The organism is Novacetimonas sp. GS1, assembly GCF_036686925.1.
GTDB lineage: Bacteria > Pseudomonadota > Alphaproteobacteria > Acetobacterales > Acetobacteraceae > Novacetimonas > Novacetimonas hansenii.
Map to the genome: position 1 here is coordinate 1,839,115 of NZ_VSZP01000001.1, position 25,027 is coordinate 1,864,141.

Here is a 25,027-nt window from a genome sequence, read left to right on the forward strand (position 1 = left end):
GATACTCCGCTCGGCCCGACGTTCACAGATAACCGGCAACGCGAAGACGCTCGAACGCATCTTCGGATTCATGGTCCATTGCGCGGCCCGCCCGTTCCGACGTGCGCGAGGTTTCCAGTTCGGCAATCACTTCGGCCACGGTGCTGGCATTGCTTTCCACCGGGCTGGTGATGTCCTGATCCCCAAGGGAGCGATAACGCTTGCCGTCCTTGGCGAAATACAGGTCAACCAGCGGAATGCCCTCGCGCTCGATATAACGCCAGATGTCGATCTCACGCCATGACAGCAGGGGATGGACACGGATATGCATGCCCGCTTCATGCGGGGTTGCATACTGGTCCCAGAATTCGGGGGGCTGGTTGCGCACATCCCATTTGTGGCCTGCACCGCGGGGGCTGAAGACACGTTCTTTCGCTCGGGTGGCCTGTTCATCGCGGCGGATACCTGCGATGACGCCTGCAAGCTTGTGCTTTTCGATCATCGCGGCAAGGCCGGCCGTCTTGCGCGCGGCGGACCGTGCGGCAGGCGGCAGGGTCGGGTCGATCTCTTCCACGGCCGGGCAGTCGCCAAGCAGCAGGTCGAGGTTCCACTTCTTGGTATATTCGTCGCGGAACTGGTACATTTCGGGAAATTTCTTGCCGGTATCGACATGCATGACCGGAAACGGCACGCGACCAAGGAAAGCCTTGCGCGCAAGCCATACCATCACGTTGGAATCCTTGCCCAGCGACCAGAGCATCGCCAGTGGCTTGAGCTTGCGATACGCCTCGCGGAGGATGAAAATGCTCTGCGCTTCGAGCTGATCGAGATCGTCCATGGACTTACAGACCTTCCTTTCCGGGGAAGAAGGAGTGGCGGGATGATAAGGTTAAAGACAGGTTTACCATAAAAGCGGGTGCCCTTGCCGTAAGGGTCAGGAGGCCTTGCGGACGTGGATGCCGCATTCGGTCTTGTTCTGACCCGCCCAGCGCCCGGAACGCGGGTCCGCATCCGCACCCACGGGCAGGGTGCATGGCGCGCAGCCGATCGAGGGATAACCGCGCAGGCTGAGCGGATGGCGCGGCAGGTTCCTGCGCGTCATTTCCGCATCCAGTTCCTGCGGTGTCCAGCGGGCCAGCGGATTGATCTTGATACGACCGTCATCGGCGTTTTCCACCAGTGGCAGGTTGGCGCGTGTGCTGGCCTGTGTGCGTTTGCGCCCGGTAATCCATCCGTCAAACGGGATAAGGGCTTCGTCAAGGGGTTCGACCTTGCGCAGGGCGCAGCACGCATCGGGGTCAAAAGCCCATAATTGCCCTTCGGGGTCGCGGTTCTGGATCTGGGGGGGGGCGGGGTGGATATCGCGCACATTGGTCAGGCCAAGAAAGCGTGCAAGATCCTGCCGGTATTCCAGCGTTTCGGGAAAATGCTGCCCGGTCTGCAGGAACAGGACGGGGACCGCCGGATCAATTTCGGCGGCGAGGGCCAGCAGGACGGCGGATTCCGCACCAAAGGAGGACACCAGCCCGATACGTCCACGCAGCGTACCCGTCAGGGCAATCCGCATGACATCATGTGCGGTATTCCCCTCGGCCTGCAGGGATCGTATAATTGACGGATCAACCTGCACCTTGCGATCTCCCTCCGCAGTTCACGATATTTAATCGTTAATTGGGGAGGAGTTAATCACTAATCCCCATGCATGCAAGGGGAATGATATATATTCTTCATTGTCTGCATGGCAAGCATCCTGCTCTGGAGTGCCTTATTGCACTATTTTTAACTGTGCATTAACGGCTCATGAAAACGGATAGTTTCCCGTTTTCCAGCACATGGCGTGTCACACCGCCAAGGATCATCTGGCGCAGGCGGGAGTGTGAGTAGGCCCCCATGACCATCATATCCGCATTGAAATCGTGGCATGCCTCCAGCAGGGCGGCGCCCACGCCGCGGCCATCTGCGTGGAATTCATGCATGGTCGTGTCCACGCCATGGATGTCCAGGTAATGTTTGACGTGCCGCGCCTCCGGGCCAAGCCTTTGGTAGCTGCGGCTATACAGGATGCGTACTTCCTCTGCTTCCACAATCCACGGCAGGGCATGGCGCAGGGCGGTTGCGGCCTCTGTCGTGCCATTCCATGCGATGCAGATGCGTCGCCCCACGCTGACGGGGCGTTCGATGGGGGCGACGACAACGCAGCGCCCGCTGTCGAACAGGGTGGCATGCAGGGCGTCAGAGGAGGAGACCTGTCCGCTGGCCCCGGTGTTGCGCACGATGACGATATCTGACATCCGCGCCTGATGTGCGACAACGGTGTACATGTTGCCCGCCATGGCTGTGAAGCTGGCGCTTGGCCTGTCCATCGGAATGGTCGAAAGCGCGGAGCGCGGCGCAACAATCGGCAGGCCAGCCCCCTCGATAAAGGTATGAAATGCCTGGCGGACCTCTTTCAGGTGCCCCGCGCTTTCATGCAGGGCGGCTGCGATCATTTCCTGCACCATGGCGCCCGACAGGCCTTCGCCTGCCATGGGGCTGACTTCCTGCCAGTCGCTGCCGACATGCAGTCCGGCGATATGGGCGTTGAAACGCTGGGCGAACATCACCCCGATTGCAAGGGCGCTCCCGGCATTTTCCGCGCCGGACAAAGGCAGCAATATCTTGCGGATGTGCATGGACGCCCCTTTCGTATCCGTTCCTGTTTTTCGTGTCGTATAAAACTCACTCTTTCAGGAAACGGATAAGAACGCCGCAAGTTCAGGGATAAAGACGCTGCCGGGTCCAGTCTGTCCCGGCCGTACGGGTCCATGTTGCGCGGTCATGCAGGCGATGGGGACGGTCCTGCCAGAATTCGAAGCTGTCCGGCACCAGGCGAAAGCCGCTCCAGTTGGCGGGACGCGGGATCTGGGTATCCTCGGTGGGATAACGGTCTTCCAGATTCCGCAGCCGTGCTTCGAACACGGCCCGGTCCGGCAGGGGGTGTGACTGTTCTGACGCAATGGCGCCCAGGCGGGATATCCGGCTGCGGCTTGCGAAATAAGCATCAGCCTCTGCCGGGGTGACGGGTTCGACGGGGCCTTCGATACGGATCTGGCGGCGGATGCTTTTCCAATGGAACAGCAGGGCCGCATGGGGGTTGGCCTTCAGCTCGGCCGCCTTGCGGCTGTTGAGGTTGGTGTAGAACACGAACCCCCGCCGGTCAGCACCCTTGAGCAGGATCATCCGCACCGACGGCAGTCCCTGCGGTGTGGCCGTGGCCAGCGCCATGGCGTTAGGGTCATTGGGTTCATGCGCCACTGCGTCGCGCATCCAGGCATCGAACAGGGCGAAAGGGTCCGCATCAAGGTCAATCAGCTTGGTGGTCATGTGTGTTTATCCGGTCTGGGGACCACGTTATGACAGGCAGGGCATGGTCCGGTACGAAACATATCGAAATATAAGGTAAATTACGACGGCGGGATTAATCGCTACAATTCCACGCACCGGACCTTGTCCGATGCTTCGGCTTGTGCGACCACCATGCCGAAATTTCATACGCCATTCACCACCAAGGGTAGTAGCATGTCAGACGCCGCGGCCAAAATCTCCGCTACAGGTTCTTTGATGAAAGGCAAGCGCGGACTTGTCATGGGCGTCGCGAACGACCGCTCCATCGCGTGGGGTATCGCCCGCGCCGTGGCGGAGCAGGGCGGCGAACTGGCCTTCACCTATCAGGGGGAGGCATTGGGCAAGCGGGTGCGGCCGCTGGCTGAATCTGTGGGATCAAGCCTTGTCCTGCCGTGTGATGTCAGCGATGACGCGGCCATCGACGCCACCTTCGCCGCGATCGAGAAGGAATGGGGGCAGATTGATTTCGTGGTGCATGCGATCGGCTGGGCCGACAAGCAGTTCCTGCGGGGCCGGTATGTCGACACCCCGCGTGAGGCATTCCTCAAGGCGCTCGACATTTCATGCTATTCCTTTACCGCGGTGGCGCGTCGTGCCGCACGCCTGATGAAGTCTGGTGGTTCGCTGCTGACCCTGACCTATCTGGGGGCGGAGCGTGTCATGCCGCATTACAACGTGATGGGCGTGGCCAAGGCCGCGCTGGAGGCTTCGGTCCGTTACATGGCGGTGGACCTTGGCGCCGATGGCATCCGTGTCAACGGCATCTCGGCAGGGCCGGTCATGACGCTGGCGGCCAATGGCATCGGGGACTTCCGCTATATCCTGAAATGGAACCAGTACAACTCCCCGCTGGAACGTAATGTTTCGCTGGAGGAAGTGGGTGGTGCGGGTCTTTACATGCTGTCCGACCTGTCGGGGGGGGTGACGGGGGAAATCCACCACGTCGATTCGGGATATCATATCGTGGGCATGAAAAATCCCACGGCCCCTGACATGACCGTCGCGGGAAGCTGAAACCACCAGCACGGCAGGGCATAGCACGATGTCGTACAATACCTTCGGACACATGTTCCGTGTCACGACCTGGGGTGAAAGCCACGGGCCGGCGATTGGCTGCGTAGTTGATGGATGCCCGCCGCGCCTGTCGCTGAGCGAGGCGGACATCCAGCCCTGGCTGGACCGCCGCAGGCCGGGGCAGTCGAAATTCACGACACAGCGGCAGGAAGCGGACAGGGTGGAGATCCTGTCCGGTGTGTTCGAGGGGCAGACAACAGGGACGCCGATTTCCCTGATGATCCATAATACCGATCAGCGGTCGCGTGATTATGGCGATATTGCCGGACGGTACCGCCCCGGCCATGCCGATGTTACCTATGACCGCAAATATGGCATCCGTGATTATCGTGGCGGGGGGCGTTCTTCCGCACGGGAAACGGCGATGCGTGTTGCCGCTGGCGCCGTGGCGCGCAAGGTGCTGGGACAGGGGATCCGTATCCGCGCGGCCCTGGTGCAGGTCGGCGCGCACAAGGTGGAGCGCGCGCGCTGGGACTGGGACCTTGTGTCGCGCAACCCGCTGTTCTGTCCTGATCCGGTTGCTCTGGTGCAATGGGAAGACCTGCTGGCGGATGTGCGTAAGGCCGGTTCTTCCATCGGTGCGGTGATCGAGGTTGTGGCCGAAGGTGTGCCCCCGGGGCTTGGCGCACCGATCTATGGCAAGCTGGATTCCGATCTTGCCATGGCGTTGATGAGCATCAATGCCGTCAAGGGGGTTGAAATCGGCGAAGGTTTTGCCGCGGCTGCCCTGACGGGGGAAGAAAATGCCGATCCGATGCGCATGCGCGACGATATGCTGGAGTTCGCCTCCAACCATGCGGGCGGCATACTGGGCGGGATTTCCACGGGGCAGCCTGTCGTCGCGCGTTTCGCCGTCAAGCCGACAAGTTCGATCCTGACCCCCGTACCGTCAGTCACGCGATCGGGCGAAAACGTGGATGTCATGACAAAGGGGCGCCATGACCCGTGTGTCGGTATCCGCGCCGTGCCGGTGGGCGAGGCGATGATGGCCTGTGTACTGGCCGATCACCTGCTGCGGCACAGGGGACAGGTGGGAAGCTGAACTCTACAGGGCGTTTATGAGGCCTGATAAGGGGGATCAGGGGATGTCGCCTTATCTGGGGATAAAGGCGACCCTTGGCGTCTTGGTGAATTACTGTTCCAGCACGATTTCAAGCGTGATGGGGGCGTTCAGCAGTTTGGAGATCGGGCACCCGGCCTTGGCCGTATTGGCCAGTTCGCTGAATGCGGCGAAGTCGATGTCCTGCACCGTTGCATGCAGGTCCAGATGCACGGCAGTCACCGCAAACCCGTCATCCTTCTTTTCCAGCGTTACGGTGGATTTGGTTTCCAGCAGATCCGCCGTGATGTTCTTGCTGCCCAGAACGCCGGAAAGCGCCATGGCGAAGCATGCCGCATGCGCCGCACCGATCAGTTCTTCGGGGTTGGTGCCGGGTGTGGCCTCAAAGCGGGTGTTGAAGCCATAGGGTTGCTTGGACAGGGCACCGCTTTCGGTCGAGACGTTTCCCTTCCCATCCTTCAGGCCCCCGGTCCACTGTGCCGTGCCGTATTTCTTGATTGCCATGATGTCATGCTCCGTCTGCTGGGGAAGGCTACGACCGTGGGAGGTCGGTCGTAGCAAGGACATCGCGTTATAACGGTCATATGTCATGAAGGTTGAGAGTGCCGGTGTCACGCTGCTGTGATGGGCAAATGCGACTGCCTGTCGGGCGGGGGCATTCCTGATATGGAAATCTTGCGCATGTTGCGTGCAGATGCCATACCGCTGCACCCTGAGTTCGCAGGGGATCGGGGCATGGCGACCTGTCCATGTCACGTGTTGACGGGATGCCGGCTTGACCATGGACCAGACCGTTTCCGCATCGTACCTTTCGCATCAGCATGTGGCGTTTCCCGATGGCCTGATGCTTGAATGCGGCTTCCACCTTGCCCCGGTAGAGGTGGCCTATCGCACTTATGGCACGCTTTCGCCCCGCCGTGATAATGCGATCCTCATCTGCCATGCCCTGACGGGGGATCAGTATGTGGCCGAACCACATCCCCTGACGGGAAAGCCGGGATGGTGGAGCCGCCTTGTCGGGCCGGGCCTGCCGATTGATACGGATCGCTTCTTCGTCATCTGCATCAATGTTCTTGGTGGGTGCATGGGGAGCACCGGGCCGCGTTCCCCGCGGCCATGTCCTGATGGCCGGTGTGAACCGTGGGGCACGGATTTTCCGCCTATCACGATTCGCGACATGGTGCAGGCGCAAAAGCTGCTGATCGACCATATGGGCATTACCCGACTGTTCGCGGTGCTTGGTGGTTCCATGGGGGGAATGCAGGTGCTGGAATGGGCGGCTGCTTTTCCAGAAATGGTGTTCGCCGCGATCCCGATTGCGACAGCGCCCTTTCATTCCGCACAGAATATCGCCTTTAACGAGGTCAGCCGACAGGCGATCTTCGCCGATCCGCAATGGTATGGTGGCCGGTACTGGGAACATGACGCGATCCCGGCACGTGGGTTGGCGGTTGCGCGGATGATGGCGCACATCACCTACCTGTCCGAAGAGGCGCTGAACCGTAAATTCGGGCGACGCGTCCGCAGCGCCCCACAGGGCACAGGGGCCAATCCAGGTTCCCTGTTCGGGGAGATGTTCGAGGTCGAAAGCTACCTGCGGCATCAGGGGTCCACCTTTGTCCGCCGTTTTGACGCCAATTCGTATCTGACCATTACCCGGGCCATGGATTACTTTGACATCGGGGCGGAGTATGAAGGCGACCTGTCGCGACCGTTCCGGGGAACGCATACGCGCTTTTGCATTGTCTCGTTTTCTTCAGACTGGTTGTTCCCCACGTCACAGGCACGGCTGCTGGCGCGTGCGCTGAACCGGGTCGCGGCCAATGTTTCCTTTGTCGAGATCGACAGCGACAAGGGGCATGATGCTTTCTTGCTTGATGAACCTGATCTTGACCGCACCATCCGGGGATTTGTGGCCGGGGCGGCAGAATATGCGCGGATTGCCTGACCATGCGTCTTGACCAGAAACTGATCGCCGGGATGATCCGGCCGGGGACGAGGGTGCTTGATATCGGCAGTGGTGACGGACTGCTGTTGGATTACCTGTTCCGCGTCAGTGGATGCGATGCGCGCGGGATCGAGATCGACATGCAGGAGGTCACGCGTTCGGTCGCGCACGGGTTGCCGGTCATGCATGGGGATGCCGATCATGACCTGGAACACTATCCCGATGATGCGTTTGATTATGTGGTGCTTCAGCGTACGTTGCAGGCCGTCGAACGCCCTCGTGAGGTATTGCGCCAGATGCTGCGGATCGGGCGTCATGCCATCGTGTCGTTCCCGAATTTCGGTCACTGGCAGCTTCGCTTCAAGCTGTTGCTAAGCGGACGCATGCCGATGACGGCGGTGTGGGATACGCCATGGTATGAAACCCCCAATATCCATCCCTGCACGATTCTGGATTTTTTGACCTTGTGTCGTGACGAAGGCTACGTTGTGCAGGAATGGATGGCCGTGGATGAGGATGGGGAACGTGCGCCATGGCGGCGTTCCATCCGGTTGGCCAACCTGTTCGGGGAACAGGCACTGTTCCTGCTGCGTCGCGGGGATACGCATCTCGGCGCATCGGGAACAACGTGACGTCCCGGACATAAATCAGGACAGAAGGGAACAAGGTCATGGATACATTCGAGGCAATCCGCACGCGTCGCGCAATAAGGGCATATGATCCTACCTATCGCCTTGAGGAGGCCGAACTCACGACGCTGCTGCATGCGGCCAGGCATGCGCCCAGTGCCTTCAACATTCAGCATTGCCGGTACGTCGTGGTGAAGGACCCGGCCCTGCGCGCGGAACTGCGCAAGGTGGCGTGGGACCAGGCACAGGTCACAGATGCGTCCGTGCTGGTGGTCGTATGTGCCGACATGGCGGCATGGAAAAAGGATCCGGCCCGTTATTTCAACGGCGCCCCCACGGAGGTGCAGGCCCAGATGGCGGGCATGATCCGTGATTATTACCAGGGGCGTGAACAGGTGCAGCGTGATGAAACCATGCGCAGCGCGGGCCTTGCGGCACAGACGCTGATGCTGGCGGCGACGGCACGCGGATACCAGACCTGTCCCATGGATGGATTTGACTATGACGCCGTGGGAAAGCTGATCAACCTGCCGCACGACCATGTAGTGGCGATGTTCGTCGTGATCGGCCGTGCCACGCAGGACGCACTGCCACGCGTGGGCGCCCTGCCTGATGCCGAAGTCATCCTTACCGATCGTTTCCCATCCTGAATTCCATCCCCATCACCGCGCCCGACAGGGTGGGGTGGTGGAAAAAACTTGCGGGCATGGACACAAACCGATAGAAGCCGCGCCAAGGGACGGACCGCGCCTGTCCCGGTTGCTGGTATGTAGGCGCGTGTCCTTGACGCGGGGGACACGACAGAAGCGACAGGACCAGTTACATCCCGACACCTGATACTTTGCGACGACAGACGGCCGCCCCGCGCGAACCGGCAGGGGCAGGTCTTGTGTTCCTTCATCAGGTTTTTCCGGACGCGCATGCTGTCGTGACGTTTCCGGCCATATTTCCTTGCGCCAGGAGGCGCTTTTCATGACAACGTTCGCCGATCTTCATCTTGCGGAGCCGCTGCTGCGTGCCCTCAACGAGGAAGGCTATACCACGCCCACCCCGATTCAGGCTGGTGCAATCCCCTATCTGCTTCAGGGGCGTGACCTGCTCGGGCTGGCGCAAACCGGCACTGGCAAGACGGCGGCCTTCGCGCTGCCGATCCTCAATCACCTGCTGACCAGCAAGGGCCGCGCCCACCCCAAGGGGGCGCGTGCGCTGGTGCTTGCGCCGACGCGCGAACTGGCGTCACAGATCGCGGACAGCTTTGCTTCGTATGCGCGGCACATGAAGTTCACCCATGCCGTGGTATTCGGTGGAGTGGGGCAGGGACGACAGATCGAGGCCCTGCGTCGCGGCGTTGATGTGCTGGTTGCAGCCCCGGGCCGTCTGCTTGACCTGATGGGGCAGGGGCATGTCGATCTTGCCGGGCTTGAGATCCTTGTCCTTGACGAGGCCGACCGGATGCTCGACATGGGCTTTGTCCGCGATATTCGCAAGATTGTCGCCACCCTGCCGACCGATCGCCAGACCCTGCTGTTTTCCGCGACGATGCCCAAGAGCATCTCCGAACTGGCGCATGGCCTGTTGCGTGATCCCGCCACGGTACAGGTGACACCGCCGTCCAGCACGGTGGACCGTATCCGTCAGGCTGTTATGTATGTGGACACGGGCAACAAGCGCGAGGCGCTGAAGCTGCTGGTGGACTCGCCCAAGGTTGAACGCGCTGTCGTATTCACCCTGATGAAGCATGAGGCCAACAAGGTTGCCGCGTTCCTGAATGAACATGGCATCACGGCGGAAGCCATCCACGGCAACAAGTCGCAGGGTGCGCGTGAACGTGCGATGTCGGGTTTCCGTTCCGGCGCGGTGAAGGTGCTGGTTGCCACCGATATCGCCGCACGTGGCATTGATGTCGATGACGTAACGCATGTCTTTAATTATGACCTGCCGAATGTTCCCGAAAGCTATGTGCACCGCATTGGTCGCACCGCGCGTGCGGGGCGTGATGGCTGGGCCGTTTCGCTGTGCGATGCAGAACAGCGTGCATGGTTGCGCGATATTGAAAAGACGATCGGCAAGAAGATTCCGGTCGTGTTGGAACATCCCTATCATTCCGAGGCGGCGGCTAATTCCACGATGCGTCCTCCGGTGCTGGGCGGTGGTGGTCGCGGGCGTGGCGGTCGCTCGGGCGGTGGCGGCGGCAATGGTCGCGGCGGTCGTCCCGGTGGTCATGGTGGTCCACGCAGCGGGGGGCGTCGCGTCGCCTGATGCGATAACGCGTCTGCTATGACGCAAAAGCCCGCATCCATCCCGGATGCGGGCTTTTTGTATTTAAACCTTCCCATGATGTATGGAAAAGTAACAACGAAAGTAAGTGCGGTCGTCTGTCAATATATTTCTGGTGTGTTCAGTGGCTGATGTCAGTAAAAACATCATGAATACAGATTATATATAAAATCATTCTTGCATTGGAGAAATGCGCGGAAATATAAGGCAGATATTGCCTATAAGGCAGCATCTCTTGGTCCGGCATTCCGGTTCACATATCGTCTATGTTCTGTGAAATGAAAACTTGGCCGTGCAGAAGGGCGCATGGCGGAGAGGGTGGGATTCGAACCCACGGTACGCTCACACGCACGGCGGTTTTCAAGACCGCTGCCTTCAACCGCTCGGCCACCTCTCCATAGAGGCTTGTTTAGCTAGGTATTCCGCTGCCGTCTAGGGGTAGGGCGTACAAAAACCGCTGTCTTCATGGGGCTTCTATGCCTGCTTCTGTACCGACATGCAGCACAGGGTCCAACTCATCTGCTGTCAGGACGAACAGGTAGATCTCGGTCATCTTGACCGAGATGTGCCCCCAATGGCGATTCAGCCGGTAGATGTCCCCACCGGCCTTAGAACCACCGGATGGCGCAGGTCACGGATGCGGAAGCGGGAAAACGGAATGCCCCTGGCTGCACACCATGCGGCGATGCGGCGCATGGTGTGCCCGTAATTCGAGGTCGCATTGCGATAGGCGACGATATCGCGGTTGGGGAACCCCTGACGATATGGACCGCCTGATCGTGTTGATGCGCATGGACCAGACGCCTCTTGCAGATCTGATGCTTGCGGATAGGCTGAATGGCGTGCAGAACACAGGCCTTGCACCGCGCGATATCGCCAACCGTGACAGCCAGTATATTGCGGCCGACATGTCTCACAGCCGCCTTGGTATCCTTGCGATTGGTGACAGTCCGATCGGATGACGCAGGCCCTACCAGAATGCAGTCGCCCTCGGCCAAGGATCAGGCGATGGAGAGACCGAATTATGAAACATATTGCGCTGGCGCTTTCCCTGCTGGTTCCCATCAGCGCGCAGGCGCGTTCCCCGGTGCCTCCATCCCAATGGACGCAGAACTATATCCCGTCGCTTGCGGATTGGAAGTCTGCACTGCTTTATAACGGGGTGCCGCTTGGGCAGGCGTTGGAAAATGAAATCCTGCGCGCCAGCGATGGGGAAGCGCTCAAGCTGAACAGGAATGATGACACTTCCATTAACCAGATCCTGACAACGCCAACAATCCATGGTGGCGCCGCAATGGGGCAGAGCCTGACGACACCGACCATCAATGGCGGCATCGCGACAGGGCAAGTGCTAAGCAGGCCTACGATTACGAACGGCACGGCAGTCGGGATGAATATCGGTGCATCCACCTCCATTCCGCTCAATGCTCCTGATGCACGCCTGGTGTCCGACAAGTTTGGGGAAGCCCTGTCTGTTCTGGATTTCGGGGCGAAATGTGACGGCACGACCGATGATACGGTGGCATTCAATGCGGCGACTGCTGCGGTTGCAGATACAAAAACCGGATCTGGTGGCAGTGTCCTGCATCACGTCCTTATCCCTGGTAAAGCCTGTGTCATTACCGGAACCGTCAATCTGCCGCGTGGGGTCTGGCTGTCGGGAACCGGTATGTCAGGATCAGAACTGATCTTTGGTGATAATTCCCAGATTCTTTTTACAGGGAATAACGTCACGAACTCATGGGTCGGAAGCCGATTGTCTGATCTGTATATTAACGTCAGCGGTGTAACATCGGCACAGAAATACCCGATTGATGCGGCCACCAATGCGCCTGTTTCATCCCAGATCGACCATCTTCAGATCGAGGGCGGTACATATTACGGGATCGACATGTCTGGGAACAATGTCACGGTCGATACCGTCTTCATTCAGGGTGTGAAAGCAGTCGGCATCCGTGTCGGGCATGGGTCGACAGGGGGGAATAATACGGACCCGAGAATCATCAATACCACGGTAAGTGGTGATTATTTCGCGGGCGCTACTAATGCGTCATCTGCCATTCTTACCGAAATACTGGATGCTGGTGGCCTGACGTTACAGAACAACGACATGGTTGGCGGAAAGATCGGGACCCTTATTAACCCGCAGGCAAAGCAGACCGTTTTTCATATGTTTGCATCCAATACGGTCCTTTCGGATTCCGCGCAGCAATATGGGATGGAAATTGATACGGGGGCGGCGACTTCCACGGCATCAGACATGAAATTCGATGGGTCATGGACCGCTAACGCGCAGAGCATGGATGTCGCCATCAATAATAATGGCGGGGGCAACGTCAATGGGTACATGTTCGTGGGGCATCGCTTCTACCTGGCGAATGGCGACGCATTCCATGCCGGGACGGGTGTGCAAAATGTTACCATAACAGGCAGCCAGTTCTGCGGTAACAGTTCTTCTGGAACAGGCGTTTTTATATCGAAGGGCGATTCAGGATTCATTATCACGAACAACCGCATGCCCTCATCCTGTGGGGGCGAGGGGACAGGCAATTCTGCCATAGGGGTTTCAGCAGCAGGCGCAAACGATCATACGGTCATTGTCGGCAACGACATGAACGGCATCGCGTATCCGATCAATTTCACCGTCAGCGATGCGAACGTGGTGGCGGCAGAAATCGCGCATAACATCGGCCCGGACAGAACGATGTCCATTATCGCGGCATCGACCATATCTACACTTCCTGCGAATATCGCGGATTATGCCGAGTTTAATACGTCAGACGGGGCGACTGTGGAAACCTTGGTCGGCGGATGGTTTGGACGCCATGTATTTCTGCATAATCAGACAAGTGGTTCCATCACTTTCGGTACCAATGCAAATATCTGCAATCGCTATATCCTTGCGAAATATGCATATGTAGAGGCGATTTATACGCCGCGATCGTGCTGGTACCTGCACTGATGACGCGCATTCCATCCGGCCCGAATGCCGCCATCTCCTATCGTCCGGCTTTTGCTGCGGGCATGATCTCGCTCATGCTGCGCTTCCGATCGGATATGGAAAAGTAGCAGACGGGCGCGTGTGAACTCACCAACTTCTTCGTGCATGTGCAATGTGGTGCCAGTAACCGGACAGGTACACAACATATCGGTGTGGTGAAGGATGCGGCCAATCTGCTGCGTCTGGTATCTTGCGCCTACAATAACACACAGTTCTATGCGCTGGAGATGGGAAACGGATATATACGCTCCATCTCTGATGGCGCGTATCTGACCGATGCTGATGGCAGTATGTATGAGCTCACCGAAACGGGACAGGGCGGTGTAATGGACGGGCGCTGATTATGTGCTCGGCTGGGGCTGGGGGCAATGCCTGCACTGCATGGTGGTCGGTCTGCGCAATAAACGAAACATTCCCCAGTGCAATCATCGTGGGCAACAATATCGTCCTCGGTCCGGTACCCGCAGATGGGGAGGCACGGCAGTAACCTAAGAGCCTGATCCGAAAGTTTTTGAACAATACCGGCATGTTGTGATTCATCCGTCTTTGCGAAGAGATGGAGTGAATGGTGGCATGGACTGGTATTGCCCGACACGAACATAGCCGGGAGGGATTGCGATATCCATCGGATATGACGGATGCGGAGTGGGCTTTGATTATGCCGTTCGTGCCCCCGGCGAAACGGGGCGGACGGCCTCGCACGGCGGATATGCGCGAGGTTGTAAACGCGATACTCTATATCGCCTCGGGTGGGTGTGCGTGGCGTCTGCTGCCGAAATGCTTTCCACCGGTCTCGACCGTCAGGCGCTACTTTTACGCATGGCGTGATGCCGGACTGTTCGAAGCGATGAACACATTACTGGTCATGAACCTGCGGGAGATCGAAGGGCGTAAGGCCTCCCCGAGCGCGGGCGTGATTGATAGCCAGTCGGTGAAAACCACGGAAAGTGGGGGAATTTCCGGTTATGACGCTGGAAAGAAGGTCAAAGGTCGCAAGCGCCATATTCTGACGGATACCTGCGGCTTCCTGATCTTCCTCCTTGTTCATGCCGCTGACATTCAGGATCGTGACGGGGCTGTCGATGTCCTGGCGGCAATACGCAAACACTTTCCATGGCTTCGCCACATCTTCGCCGATGGCGGCTATGCCGGTAATAAACTGCGATCCACGCTCGCCAGCATGGGAAAATGGACGGTCGAAATCATCAGGCGATCAGACACAGGCAGGGGCTTTGAAATCCTGCCTCGCCGCTGGGTGGTCGAACGAACATTCGCCTGGCTCGGTCGATGCAGGCGGCTCGCCAAAGACTGGGAAAAGTCCATAGCCTCATCAACAGCGTGGACTTTGATCGCCTCAATCCGCATGCTGACCCGCAGAACCGCAAGGCATTGTCAGTGCTGAAAAACTTTCGAATCAGGCTCTAAGAGAGTGTTTGAAAACAAGTGATTGATAAAAAACAAGAAAAGTTTTTGGGTGCTGCCTTTTTTCAAAAAGGCGGCGTCTTCTGAAGCTTTTTAGAAAAAGATTCACCAAAAACCTTTATAATTTCAGGGTGTTATCGAGCCTGACTTTTCAAACAGTCTCTAAGCCCGGAAGAAAGACCCTGCCATCTATGTAGTAGCAGGCGATACCAATGCGACCTTGGTATGCATGCCCGTGTCCGTGTTCGGGGAGATGGGGCAGAAGATATGTGTCTTGCCCTTGGTGGGGGGCGCATTACCCTGTGTGTGAATATGGTACCGGTTTTGGCGCGTACGAAATTAAGGAAGTAATGCATGATGTTTTACAGGACCGGGGTGTCTGGGCAGGGGGGCTTCGGTCCATGGTTCTGGTGGCAGGTGAACCGGGGCCTGCACGCAGGGGGCCGGGCATGAGCGAACGCGACCCCGGCGCTCATCGCACTCCTGCTACAGTTCTTGCGCCCCAAGGCTGGTCGCCTGCGGTGATCCTGCTTCTTGGCGTGGCGGGGATGCTCGATTTCATAGATCGTTTTGTCTTTTCTTCCGCAAATGATGCGATCAAGCATGATCTTCACCTTTCTGATGCCACGGTGGGGTTGTTGGGCGGGACTGCTTTCGCCCTGCTTTATGGTGTGATGATCGTGCCTTTTGCCCTGATTTCCGATCGGGGATTTGCCGCACGGATGGCATCTTTTGGTATCGCGATGTGGAGTATCGCCACAGCCCTGATGGGATGTGCGCACATGATTGCCACCATGGCGGCAACCCGTATTTGCGTGGGGCTTGGGCAGGCCGCGTTTTCGCCTTCGTCCTCCGCGTTGAATGCAGCCTATTCCATACCGGAGAAGCGCAGCACGTCCTTTGCGGTTTCCTATGGCATTTCCTATCTCGGCTATGTCATCGGATTGGCGGGAGGAGGGTATCTGGTTGAGCATATTGGCTGGCGTGCGACATTTGCGGCTGTCGGCCTGGCGGGCATCCCGGTGGCAATCGCGATGCACCTGTTCATCCCCGAACCCCCGATGCCGCACGTGGTGCGCAATGGGGAAAGCTGGCGGGCATTGCTGGCCAACCGGCCATTACGTGCCCTGCTCTTTTACGGGATGACGAGTCAGGTCGTAAGCTATGGGATCACCTTGTGGGGTGTTTCTTTTTATATGCGCTCTTTTGGCCTGTCATCGGGTGCCGCCGGTGCGTGGTTCGGCATCGGGATTGGTATCGCCAGCGTGGTGGGTACTTTCATCGGCGGACCGATTGCCGATCGTGTGGCGGTACGCTTCGGCTTTTCCGGTGCGATGCGTTTTGCCTTCTGGGCCTATCTTGTTGCCCAACCGTTCCAGATATTGCAGGTAATGACGCACTCGCTTGGTCTCTCGCTGGTGATGCTGGTGCTGACGACGGTGATCTCGGCCCTTTGTACAGGGCCGATCTATGGCGCGATCCCCACTGTGGTGCCTGTGCATCGCCGCGCCGCCGCGACGGGGTTGTACGCGCTGCTTGCCAACGCCATCGGCATTGGCCTTGGGCCACCGCTCTTTGGGTGGATCAGCGATCTGCTGACGCCGCATTTTGGCGCTGATGCCCTGCGCATGTCGCTGCTGGTGGCGGCTGTTCTGGGGTTCTGGCCTGCGATACACCTTTTTCAGTTACAACGTCGCCTCCGGCAATAGGTGCTGGCATTCGGTTCTTTTCATCTATTCGGCCTGTTCATGAAAACCTGATGGGCGGCCGTATGAAAATGTGGAATAGGGGCGGGGAATTTTTGATGGATATGGCCCGATTTCCACATGGCCCGACCCGTCCCAATATCTGGAAACATTATGCCCGACAGTGCCCGCATCCCTTGTCCCGCAGGTTCCTCATGGATGAAAAAACCTGTCGTGTGGGGGATGTATGCATTCCCGCTTTTGCTGTGCTATGCGCTGGCGCCAGCCGAAATCCTTATCTGCCTGATCGTCTGCGCCTTTGTCGTTCACAGCGCCATATGTCGCGACTGGTCATGGGTGCGCCAGCCATGGTTCGTGCTGTCGGTCGTGCTGGGGGCGGATATCGCCCTTGCATCCGCCGCCACTGGGTCAGTGCATGCCGTCGTGCAATCCGTTCTGCTGTTGCGATACCCGGTGTTTGTCGCTGCCATGGCGTTTTGGATACTGAGCGATTCTAAAGACAGGCATCATCTTGCCAGGGCCTATGCGTGGGTGGCGATGTGGATGGTCGTCGGAAGCTGGCAGCAATATCTGTGGGGACGTAACATCATGGGGTATGGCCGGTGGGAAGACGGAGCCCTGCTGGGGCCGTTGTGGGCCCCGCGGGCGGGGCAGGCGTTGTTCATGACGGCGTTCCCGGGCCTGATGCCGGTCATCATTTCCCTTACGCAGCGGCGCACCCGTGGGGGGCTGCTGTGCGCGGGGGGGCTTCTTGTCCTTTTGATCCTGACTTTTCTATTGATTTCGCAGCGGATGCCGACACTGTTATTCCTGTTCGGCACCCTGTGCCTGGCCTTGATGGTGCGCCCCTTACGGCTGCCCTTTATCCTTGCCTGCGTGATCGGGATGGGCGGGATCGCGGTTTCGCCCGTTGTGGCGCCCCAGGCCTATAACAAGCTGGTCATCAGTTTCGAACACCAGATGCATGGTTTTGCTGACAGTCCGTACGGCATGCTGTTCATCCGCGCGGGGGTCATGGTGTCGGACCATCCATGGGTGGGAATGGGATATGACGGGTTTCGCATCAACTGTCCCAATCCGATCTATTTCCGGGGGCTGCCGGCCCTTGGTATTCCTGACGGCCCCCATGGCGGGGCGCCAGGCTGCAACCTGCATCCGCACAATTATTATATACAGGTTGCGACCATGGCGGGATGGCCGGGGGCGATCCTGTTCTGTCTGGTGGTCATTGCCATGCTGTATCCCATGGCAAGGGGATTGCGCGCCCATAGGGGGGCGGAACAGATGGTGATGTGCGTTCTGGCGTTTGTCATCATATGGCCGTTGCAGTCCACAAGTTCATTTACCACGCAGCCGACGGCCGGATGGGTGTTCATCGCGCTTGGCTGGGCGCTGGCGGCAACGCGCAAGGGATGGGACAGCGGCCACACCGGCGCGGACATACCGGACAAGGGGCACATGGGGCAGGGGACGTGAAACGGTGGGGGTAGTCTTACCGCCGGGAGCGTTTTACACTATGTCGCGATGGATAGCATTGCCTCTGGCCCGACCACGACGCACCTTGTGGACGTTCCCCGCCGTGACCGGCGGCAAGAAACGGAAACAAGCGTGATCATTTCCTTACCTGCCCCCATGCCGCCGACATACTCACCTGGCAAAGCGCCACATGGAACCTCCCATCGTGGTTGAGGAAACCGCCGCGCTCAAGCGCATCTTCGGCAATACGGGCTTTCTTGTCGCGGGACGTGCGACCAATGCCGTGTGCAGTTTCCTTTACATGGCATGGTCCGTGCGTGCGCTTGGTCTGTCGCAGTTCGGTGTGCTGATGCTGGTGACGACGTTCGGCTCCGCCATTTCGTCGGCAACCCACCTGCCATCATGGCAACCTCTGCTGCATTACGGGACGGACCCGTTCGTCAAGGGCGACCTGCCACGTTTCGGTCGTCTCCTGTCGTTTTGCATGCGCGCGGACCTGCTGAGTGGGGCGACAGGCGCGCTTGTCGGGATGCTGGGGGTGGGATTGTTTGGTACCTCGATGGGGTGGCCGCAAACGGATCAGGTGGGCGCAATGGTTTACATGCTGACCATTTGCGTCATGAACACGGGGTGGTCCACTGGTGTCTTCCGGCTGTGCAATGCTTTCTGGCTTAGCAGTGTATGCGACCTGTCGGGCGTTGTCGTGCGCATGGTCGGCACGGGGCTGGGCCTGTGGCTGCATATGGGGCTGTATTATTTCATGCTGGTCTGGAGCATGACGCAGCTTGCCCTGTTCATCACCAACAGCGCCATGGGATGGTGGCTGCTGCGTAGCGGGGGGAAAGTCGGGCGTTTCCAGTTTTTCCAACAGCTTGAGGCAGGTGACGCGGTTGGGATCTGGCGGTTTACCCTGTCCACCAGTGGCAATCATGTGCTTGGCACGATCTTCAACCAGTTCGGCACCCTTCTGGTCGGCGGGCTGCTTGGACCGGCGGATGCCGCCGTCTATCGCGTTTCACGACAGATCGGTGACGGTATTGCAAAGCCCGCGCAGTTGATGATGCCCGCGTTGTATCCCGAATTCATCCGTCTGCGTGAAAAACGCGACTGGTATGGGCTGAAACACGTAACGTTGCGGCTGTTCATGTTGATCGGGGGGTTTTCGCTCCTGTTGATGCTGTTTGCCATGGTGGCTGGCAATACGTTGCTGACATGGATGCTGCGTGTGCATTGGCCGGGGGGCAACCTGATGATCATGCTGATGCTGGGGAATGCCATCATGGGGTTGGGCATCGTGCCGCTGGAACCGCTGCTGACTGTCGTGGGGCAGGTATCGCGGGTTCTTCTGGCCCGCATCGTCGTGACGATCGCCTATCTGCCGCTGGTATATTTCATGGCGTGGCGCTGGCACCTTGAAGGGGCGGCAAGTGCCTCTGTTCTGGCATCGCTGCTGATGCTGCTGATCTGCATGAAACCGGTCATGACATGGTTCGGCAAGGTTGCCCCCGGACGTCGTCCGCATGGCGTGGCGGAGTGATATAGGGGACGGGGAGCATCCGCGCGGGAACATGCGTTCAAAAATGCCTGTTGTCCGGGAGGGTGCCACTTGCAATCCGTCCCGAAAGTCGTCATATGACGCCGTGCCATGGCTGTTTTTACCATGGCAATTCGCACGTGAAGCATGAGCCTCTGGTGTCCCGACGGGACCGGCGCTTCACGGAGGACAAACCAGAAGACAAGGATTGAGCCAAGATGGCTATGCCTGAATTTACAATGCGCCAGCTTCTTGAATCCGGTGTGCATTTCGGTCATCACACCCGCCGCTGGAACCCGCGTATGGCGCCGTTCCTGTTCGGTGTGCGCAACCAGGTTCACATCATCGACCTGCAGCAGACCGTCCCCATGCTGGACCGTGCGCTCAAGGCGATCCGTGATACCGTTGCAGGTGGTGGCCGCGTGCTGTTCGTCGGCACGAAGCGCGCTGCGGCCGACCAGATCGCCGAAGCGGCCAAGCGCTGCGGCCAGTATTACGTCAACCATCGCTGGCTGGGCGGTATGCTGACGAACTGGAAGACGATCACCGGTTCGATCAAGCGCCTGCGTGGCATTGACGAGATGCTGGAAAATGGCACTCAGGGCCTGACCAAGAAGGAAGTTCTGGACATCACGCGTGACCGCGAGAAGCTGGAGCGTTCGCTGGGCGGGATCAAGGAAATGGGCGGCCTGCCGGACATCCTGTTCGTGATCGACACGAACAAGGAAAAGCTGGCGGTTGAAGAAGCGAACAAGCTGGGCATTCCGGTCGTTGCGGTCCTCGACAGCAACTCCGACCCGCGTGGCGTGACCTATCCCATCCCGGGTAACGACGACGCCATCCGCGCGATCGCACTGTATTGCGAACTGGTGTCTGGCGCGGTGCTGGATGGTATTTCGGCTGAACTTGGCGCTTCGGGCGAAGATTTTGGTGCGGCTGAAGAACTGCCCGTCGATCCCGCGATCGAAGTGGCCGCCACCGAAGCCACGGCAGAGGCGCCTGCCGCTACCCCTGCGGTCTGAGTGACCAACCGGCATGTGGTCCCATGGGGCCGCGTGCCGGACGGGTCGATATACGACCCGGCCTATACCGGATACAAGGACGCGCCCTGCCGACGGCAGGGCGCATGCCTGTCGTAAGGAGATACAGATAATGGCGGCAATTACCGCAGCTCTGGTCAAGGATCTTCGCGAGAAGACCGGCGCCGGCATGATGGATTGCAAAAAGGCGCTGACCGAGGCGCAGGGCGATATCGAAGGCGCGATCGACTGGCTGCGCAAAAAAGGTCTTTCGGCTGCGGCCAAAAAGTCCGGCCGTGTTACTGCGGAAGGCCTTGTTGGTGTTGCATCGGCCCCGAATGTCGCCGCCATGGTCGAAGTGAACGCGGAAACCGATTTTGTCGCGCGTAACGAACACTTCCAGGGCTTTGTGGCCGAAGTGGCCGAAGCTGCGTTGAAGGTTGGTGAAGACCTTGAAAAGCTCAAGGGCGCTGTTCTGAAGAGCGGCCGTACGGTTGCTGACGAACTGACGCACCTGATCGCCACCATTGGCGAGAATATGTCCATCCGTCGCGCGCGTGTCCTGAAGGTGCCGTCGGGTGTGGTTGCGACCTACATCCATTCCGCCGTCAGCCCCGGCCTGGGCAAGATCGGCGTGCTGGCAGCGGTTGAAGCCCCCAGCGCCAGCGAAGCACTTGAAACGCTTGGCCGCCAGATCGGCATGCATGTTGCGGCAACCCGTCCGGCGTCGCTGGATATCGACGGCGTCGATCCGCAGTCGCTGGAACGCGAGCGCGCGGTGCTGGTGGAACAGGCAAAGGCATCGGGCAAGCCTGATGCGATCATCAACAAGATGGTCGATGGCCGTATCCGCAAGTTCTATGAGGAAGTGGTCCTGCTGGAACAGGTGTGGGTGCATGACGGCGAAACCCGTGTTCGTGCCATTGTTGAAAAGGCTGGTGCGAAGCTGATCGGTTTCGAACGCTTCCAGCTTGGTGAAGGCATCGAAAAAGAAGACAACGACTTTGCCGCCGAAGTGGCAAAGGCCGCTGGTCACTGATTTCCTGCCGGATTTTTGCGGCATGACTGAATGGGCGGGAGCTTCCTGATGGAATGGGAGGCTCCCGCCCTTGTGCTTTCTGCGGTGCCTTACGGCGAAAGCAGTATGATCGCCCATGTCCTGACGGGGGAACATGGTCTTTATCACGGCATGGTCCGTGGCGGAGGGGCGCGGCAGGGCCGACCGGTCTGGCAGGCTGGAAACCTCATTACCGCCCGATGGAATGCACGCCTGCCAGAGCAGCTTGGCAGCCTGCGTGGCGAACTGGTTCATGCCTCTGCCGCGCGGGTGCTGGAATACGCGCACCCCCTGGCCATGCTTGCGTCCCTGTGTGCGCTGGCCGATAGCAGCCTGCCGGAACGTGAGCCTCATCTTGCGGTTTTTGAGGAGCTGACACGGCTTCTGGCCCGTATCAGCCTTGAGCCGGCAGAAGCCGAACGGTCGGGCATGGCGGCCCTGATACGTTGGGAAATGCTTTTGCTTTCCGATCTTGGGTTCGGTTTGGACCTTTCATGCTGCGCCGTCAGTGGGCAGGCCGATGATCTGGCGTGGGTCTCCCCACGCAGTGGACGTGCCGTCAGTGATGGGCATGCGGGGCAATGGCGCGATCGCCTGTTGGTGTTGCCACCCTTCCTGCTGGATCCGACGCAGGAAGGTACCCCTGAACAGTGGTTGGCCGGGTTGCGGTTGACGGGGCATTTCCTGGCGCGTGACGCCTTTGGTCAACGCCATCGCCCGTTGCCTGCCGCGCGTATCCGGTTGCTGGATATGGTGGGCAGGATGGTTGAAAAGCGTGATATATCCCACCAGCCGGAGCCGGGGATTTAGTTTTACTGAATTGAGGCATTGGACAATGCCGCCGTTTTCGCTATCTGTTCTTCCGGTGCTGGAGGAATTTTCATGTCTGTCGATGTCACGCGTGGTCATGTTGAGAATACAAAACTCGTTGACGCGCTGAGCGAACGCTATCTGGCTTATGCGATGTCCACCATTATGTCGCGTTCCCTGCCGGACGTGCGCGATGGGATGAAGCCGGTCCATCGACGCATGATTTTTGCCATGCAGCAGTTGCGCCTTGATCCGACATCGGGGTTCAAGAAATGCGCCCGCGTGGTCGGCGATGTCATCGGTAAATACCATCCCCATGGTGATGCTTCGGTTTACGAAGCCCTTGTGCGGCTGGCGCAGGATTTCGCAGTCCGCTATCCGCTGGTGGAGGGGCAGGGGAATTTTGGTTCCGTGGATGGCGATAACGCCGCCGCCATGCGGTATACCGAGGCACGGCTGACAGAAGTTGCCAAGGCGCTGCTGGAGGGCATCAACGACGACAGCGTTGATTTCCGTCCCACTTATGATGGCGAGGAGCATGAGCCCGTCGTCCTGCCTGCGGCATTCCCGAATCTTCTGGCCAATGGTGCGGCAGGAATCGCGGTGGGCATGGCCACCAGCATTCCCCCCCATAATGTGGGGGAAATCTGCGCTGCCGCCATGTTGCTGATCCGCGACCCGGATGTGACGGTTGCGAAATTGCTGGAGGTCATGCCAGGTCCGGATTTTCCCACAGGCTGCATGATTGTGGAAGATCGCGATGCTATTGCCCGCGCCTATGAAACGGGGCGTGGCAGCTTCCGCATACGTGCGCGTTGGGAGGTGGAGCAGGGGCGTTTTGGCACATGGCAGATCGTAGTGACCGAAATCCCGTATCAGGTGCAGAAATCACGCCTGATCGAACAGGTCGCGGACCTGATGGAGCAGAAGAAGCTGCCTTTGCTGGGCGATATTCGTGATGAAAGTTCTGCTGATATCCGGCTGGTGCTGGAACCCAAGTCACGTGGTATCGAACCCGAGGTCCTGATGGAGACCATGTTCCGGGCAACGCAGTTGGAAAGCCGGTTCGGCCTGAACATGAACGTGCTGGGCGCAGATCAGGTCCCTGGCGTGCGCAGCCTTAAGGAAGTGCTGCAGGCGTGGCTGGACCATCGTCATGACGTGCTGGTGCGTCGCACGCGCCATCGGTTGGATGCGGTGGACCGGCGGTTGGAAATCCTTGACGGGTTTCTTGCTGTCTACCTCAACCTTGATGAGGTTATTCGCATCATCCGGGAGGAAGATGACGCGCGCGCATCCCTGATGGCGACTTTTGACCTGAGTGAGCTTCAGGCGGAATCGGTGCTGAACATGCGCCTGCGCAGCCTGCGCAGGCTGGAGGAAACCGAGATCCGCAAGGAACATGCTGCCCTGACGGAGGAGCGTGCGGGCCTGCTGGCGCTGATGGAAAAGGAAAGCCTGCGCTGGAAGCACATTACGTCCGAGATCAAGGGGATACAGAAGAAATTCGGGGGCGGAACGCTGGGCGCGCGCCGCAGCACGCTGGCGGCGCCACCAGCAGAAGTCGATATTTCCGCGGCTCTGCCGGTCGAGCGTGAACCGCTGAGTGTTATTCTGTCACAGAAGGGGTGGATCAGGACTGTGCGCGGGCATGGTGTTGATCCCGAAGCCCAAAAGTTCAAGGAAGGTGACGGGCTGCGCCTGATCGTGGAATGTCAGAGTTCCGACCGGTTGTGTTGTTTTGCCACTGATGGCCGTGCCTTTACGCTACGTGCTGCTGACCTGCCGCGCGGGCGCGGGGATGGTCAACCGCTGCGCCTGATGATCGAACTGTCGAACGAGGAGGATATTATCACGATCTTCCCGGTGACACAGGATGCGCGTCGTCTTCTCGCCTCAAGTGCAGGGCGTGGCATGATTGTGCGTGAAGAGGACATGGTCGCGGAAAAGCGCACCGGAAAGCAGGTGTTGAATCTCAAGGAAGGTGAGAGCGCGCAGGTCTGTGCTCTGGCACAGGGGGATCATGTTCTGGTTATCGGCAGCAACAAGCGCATGCTTGTCTTCGCATTGACGCAGTTGCCCGAAATGACCCGGGGCCTTGGGGTGGCCTTGCAGAAATATAAGGAAGGGCACCTGCGTGATGCCGTGGTGTTTGCAGGGGATGCGGGGGTGGCATGGCCCGATCCGCAGCGCGTACGGACCCTGTCGGACATGAAGGAACAGATGGGAAAACGCGGTGACATGGGACGCCCGGCTCCAGCATGGGCCATGCGCAAGCCACGCAAACCCGACTGAGGTCGGGCATTAGGAAGAGCGGATTTGAAACACCCCATTAATAGGGAGTTGTAAAAATTCAGGTGTTAGCTTGTTTTTTTAATGCTGTGTCTTTTCAGCTTTAAAAAAGCTTCGCCTGAAACTTTGAGGCTTCCAGTGGGGTGCTGATCCTAATTTTTCAAATACCCTCCTGCTCATTTTAACATGGGGGGCAGGAGATAGGGCAGTGACGGGGGGCTCTGGTGGCTGCCTCGTGCGCTGGGCCGCGACAAACGCACCTGATGGGATCATGAGCAGAGCATACTGATCGCAAGTGGCGTGGTAATATCAGGTCATCTTCGTGCCAGAAGCGGTTATAATCGGAATAATGGGGTATT

The 25,027-nt window shown here is 58.9% G+C and carries 22 protein-coding genes and 1 tRNA gene; 17 read left to right on the forward strand and 6 right to left on the reverse strand.

Annotation, left to right across the window (positions count from 1 at the left end; all coding sequences use genetic code 11):
- Nucleotides 1–22 precede the first annotated feature (22 nt).
- The 4 genes from cysD to pdxH all read right to left on the reverse strand — a co-directional run bounded on the left by cysD (nt 23) and on the right by pdxH (nt 3,342).
- The gene (gene cysD, locus FYB92_RS08400; RefSeq protein WP_003620283.1) at nt 23–817 is read right to left on the reverse strand and encodes a sulfate adenylyltransferase subunit CysD; all 795 of its coding nucleotides are present in this window, start codon (nt 815–817) and stop codon (nt 23–25) included.
- Between the two features lie 96 nt (nt 818–913).
- The gene (locus FYB92_RS08405) at nt 914–1,609 is read right to left on the reverse strand and encodes a phosphoadenylyl-sulfate reductase (protein ID WP_332828469.1); all 696 of its coding nucleotides are present in this window, start codon (nt 1,607–1,609) and stop codon (nt 914–916) included.
- A 160-nt stretch (nt 1,610–1,769) separates the two neighbouring features.
- Nucleotides 1,770–2,651: a universal stress protein gene (locus tag FYB92_RS08410; RefSeq protein WP_003620280.1), complete on the reverse strand. Its 882-nt coding sequence runs from the start codon at nt 2,649–2,651 to the stop codon at nt 1,770–1,772.
- Between the two features lie 82 nt (nt 2,652–2,733).
- Entirely contained in the window at nt 2,734–3,342 is a 609-nt protein-coding gene (pdxH, locus tag FYB92_RS08415; protein WP_003620279.1) for a pyridoxamine 5'-phosphate oxidase, read from the reverse strand.
- 195 nt (nt 3,343–3,537) lie between these two features.
- Between pdxH and fabI the strand changes: the two genes are divergently transcribed.
- Both fabI and aroC read left to right on the forward strand, forming a co-directional pair.
- Nucleotides 3,538–4,377, forward strand: coding sequence for an enoyl-ACP reductase FabI (gene fabI / locus FYB92_RS08420; protein WP_075595268.1), 840 nt, complete (start codon nt 3,538–3,540; stop codon nt 4,375–4,377).
- A 28-nt stretch (nt 4,378–4,405) separates the two neighbouring features.
- The gene (aroC, locus tag FYB92_RS08425; RefSeq protein WP_332828470.1) at nt 4,406–5,479 is read left to right on the forward strand and encodes a chorismate synthase; all 1,074 of its coding nucleotides are present in this window, start codon (nt 4,406–4,408) and stop codon (nt 5,477–5,479) included.
- Between the two features lie 90 nt (nt 5,480–5,569).
- On the opposite strand, the gene FYB92_RS08430 is transcribed toward aroC, so the two are convergent.
- On the reverse strand, nt 5,570–6,001 hold the full coding sequence (locus tag FYB92_RS08430) for an OsmC family peroxiredoxin (RefSeq protein WP_040511989.1): 432 nt from the start codon (nt 5,999–6,001) through the stop codon (nt 5,570–5,572).
- Between the two features lie 277 nt (nt 6,002–6,278).
- On the opposite strand from FYB92_RS08430, the gene FYB92_RS08435 reads away from it, so the two are divergent.
- From FYB92_RS08435 to FYB92_RS08450, 4 genes are all read left to right on the forward strand, one after another.
- Nucleotides 6,279–7,445 carry a homoserine O-acetyltransferase gene (locus FYB92_RS08435; RefSeq protein ID WP_062808972.1) on the forward strand — a complete coding sequence of 389 codons (1,167 nt, stop codon included), beginning with the start codon at nt 6,279–6,281 and terminating at the stop codon, nt 7,443–7,445.
- A gap of 2 nt (nt 7,446–7,447) precedes the next feature.
- A complete protein-coding gene (gene metW, locus FYB92_RS08440) occupies nt 7,448–8,077 on the forward strand; it encodes a methionine biosynthesis protein MetW (RefSeq protein ID WP_332828471.1) in 630 nt (209 codons plus the stop codon).
- Between the two features lie 38 nt (nt 8,078–8,115).
- A complete protein-coding gene (locus FYB92_RS08445; RefSeq protein WP_332828472.1) occupies nt 8,116–8,724 on the forward strand; it encodes a nitroreductase family protein in 609 nt (202 codons plus the stop codon).
- Between the two features lie 322 nt (nt 8,725–9,046).
- A complete protein-coding gene (locus FYB92_RS08450) occupies nt 9,047–10,333 on the forward strand; it encodes a DEAD/DEAH box helicase (RefSeq protein WP_075632668.1) in 1,287 nt (428 codons plus the stop codon).
- A 325-nt stretch (nt 10,334–10,658) separates the two neighbouring features.
- Here FYB92_RS08450 and FYB92_RS08455 read toward each other — a convergent pair.
- A tRNA-Ser gene (locus tag FYB92_RS08455) sits at nt 10,659–10,748 on the reverse strand.
- A 367-nt stretch (nt 10,749–11,115) separates the two neighbouring features.
- On the opposite strand from FYB92_RS08455, the gene FYB92_RS08460 reads away from it, so the two are divergent.
- From FYB92_RS08460 to parC, 11 genes are all read left to right on the forward strand, one after another.
- Nucleotides 11,116–11,313 (forward strand): hypothetical protein, encoded by a 198-nt coding sequence (locus FYB92_RS08460; protein ID WP_332828473.1) that lies wholly within the window; start codon nt 11,116–11,118, stop codon nt 11,311–11,313.
- A 62-nt stretch (nt 11,314–11,375) separates the two neighbouring features.
- Nucleotides 11,376–13,313 (forward strand): hypothetical protein, encoded by a 1,938-nt coding sequence (locus tag FYB92_RS08465; protein WP_332828474.1) that lies wholly within the window; start codon nt 11,376–11,378, stop codon nt 13,311–13,313.
- A 191-nt stretch (nt 13,314–13,504) separates the two neighbouring features.
- Nucleotides 13,505–13,693, forward strand: coding sequence for a hypothetical protein (locus tag FYB92_RS08470; RefSeq protein WP_332828475.1), 189 nt, complete (start codon nt 13,505–13,507; stop codon nt 13,691–13,693).
- A gap of 224 nt (nt 13,694–13,917) precedes the next feature.
- On the forward strand, nt 13,918–14,754 hold the full coding sequence (locus FYB92_RS08475; RefSeq protein ID WP_332828476.1) for an IS5-like element IS1031C family transposase: 837 nt from the start codon (nt 13,918–13,920) through the stop codon (nt 14,752–14,754).
- 421 nt (nt 14,755–15,175) lie between these two features.
- Complete coding sequence (locus tag FYB92_RS08480) at nt 15,176–16,483, forward strand: MFS transporter (RefSeq protein WP_075632669.1); 1,308 nt, start codon at nt 15,176–15,178, stop codon at nt 16,481–16,483.
- Nucleotides 16,484–16,678: 195 nt separating this feature from the next.
- On the forward strand, nt 16,679–17,956 hold the full coding sequence (locus FYB92_RS08485) for an O-antigen ligase (protein ID WP_239015851.1): 1,278 nt from the start codon (nt 16,679–16,681) through the stop codon (nt 17,954–17,956).
- A 190-nt stretch (nt 17,957–18,146) separates the two neighbouring features.
- A complete protein-coding gene (locus FYB92_RS08490; RefSeq protein WP_003620253.1) occupies nt 18,147–19,493 on the forward strand; it encodes a lipopolysaccharide biosynthesis protein in 1,347 nt (448 codons plus the stop codon).
- A 215-nt stretch (nt 19,494–19,708) separates the two neighbouring features.
- Nucleotides 19,709–20,512 carry a 30S ribosomal protein S2 gene (gene rpsB / locus FYB92_RS08495; RefSeq protein WP_040510824.1) on the forward strand — a complete coding sequence of 268 codons (804 nt, stop codon included), beginning with the start codon at nt 19,709–19,711 and terminating at the stop codon, nt 20,510–20,512.
- Nucleotides 20,513–20,642: 130 nt separating this feature from the next.
- The gene (gene tsf, locus FYB92_RS08500) at nt 20,643–21,548 is read left to right on the forward strand and encodes a translation elongation factor Ts (protein WP_003620248.1); all 906 of its coding nucleotides are present in this window, start codon (nt 20,643–20,645) and stop codon (nt 21,546–21,548) included.
- 48 nt (nt 21,549–21,596) lie between these two features.
- Nucleotides 21,597–22,376, forward strand: a complete 780-nt coding sequence (recO, locus tag FYB92_RS08505) for a DNA repair protein RecO (RefSeq protein WP_332828477.1) — start codon at nt 21,597–21,599, stop codon at nt 22,374–22,376.
- 72 nt (nt 22,377–22,448) lie between these two features.
- Nucleotides 22,449–24,671 (forward strand): DNA topoisomerase IV subunit A, encoded by a 2,223-nt coding sequence (gene parC / locus FYB92_RS08510; RefSeq protein WP_247066105.1) that lies wholly within the window; start codon nt 22,449–22,451, stop codon nt 24,669–24,671.
- The last annotated feature ends 356 nt before the right edge of the window (nt 24,672–25,027 follow it).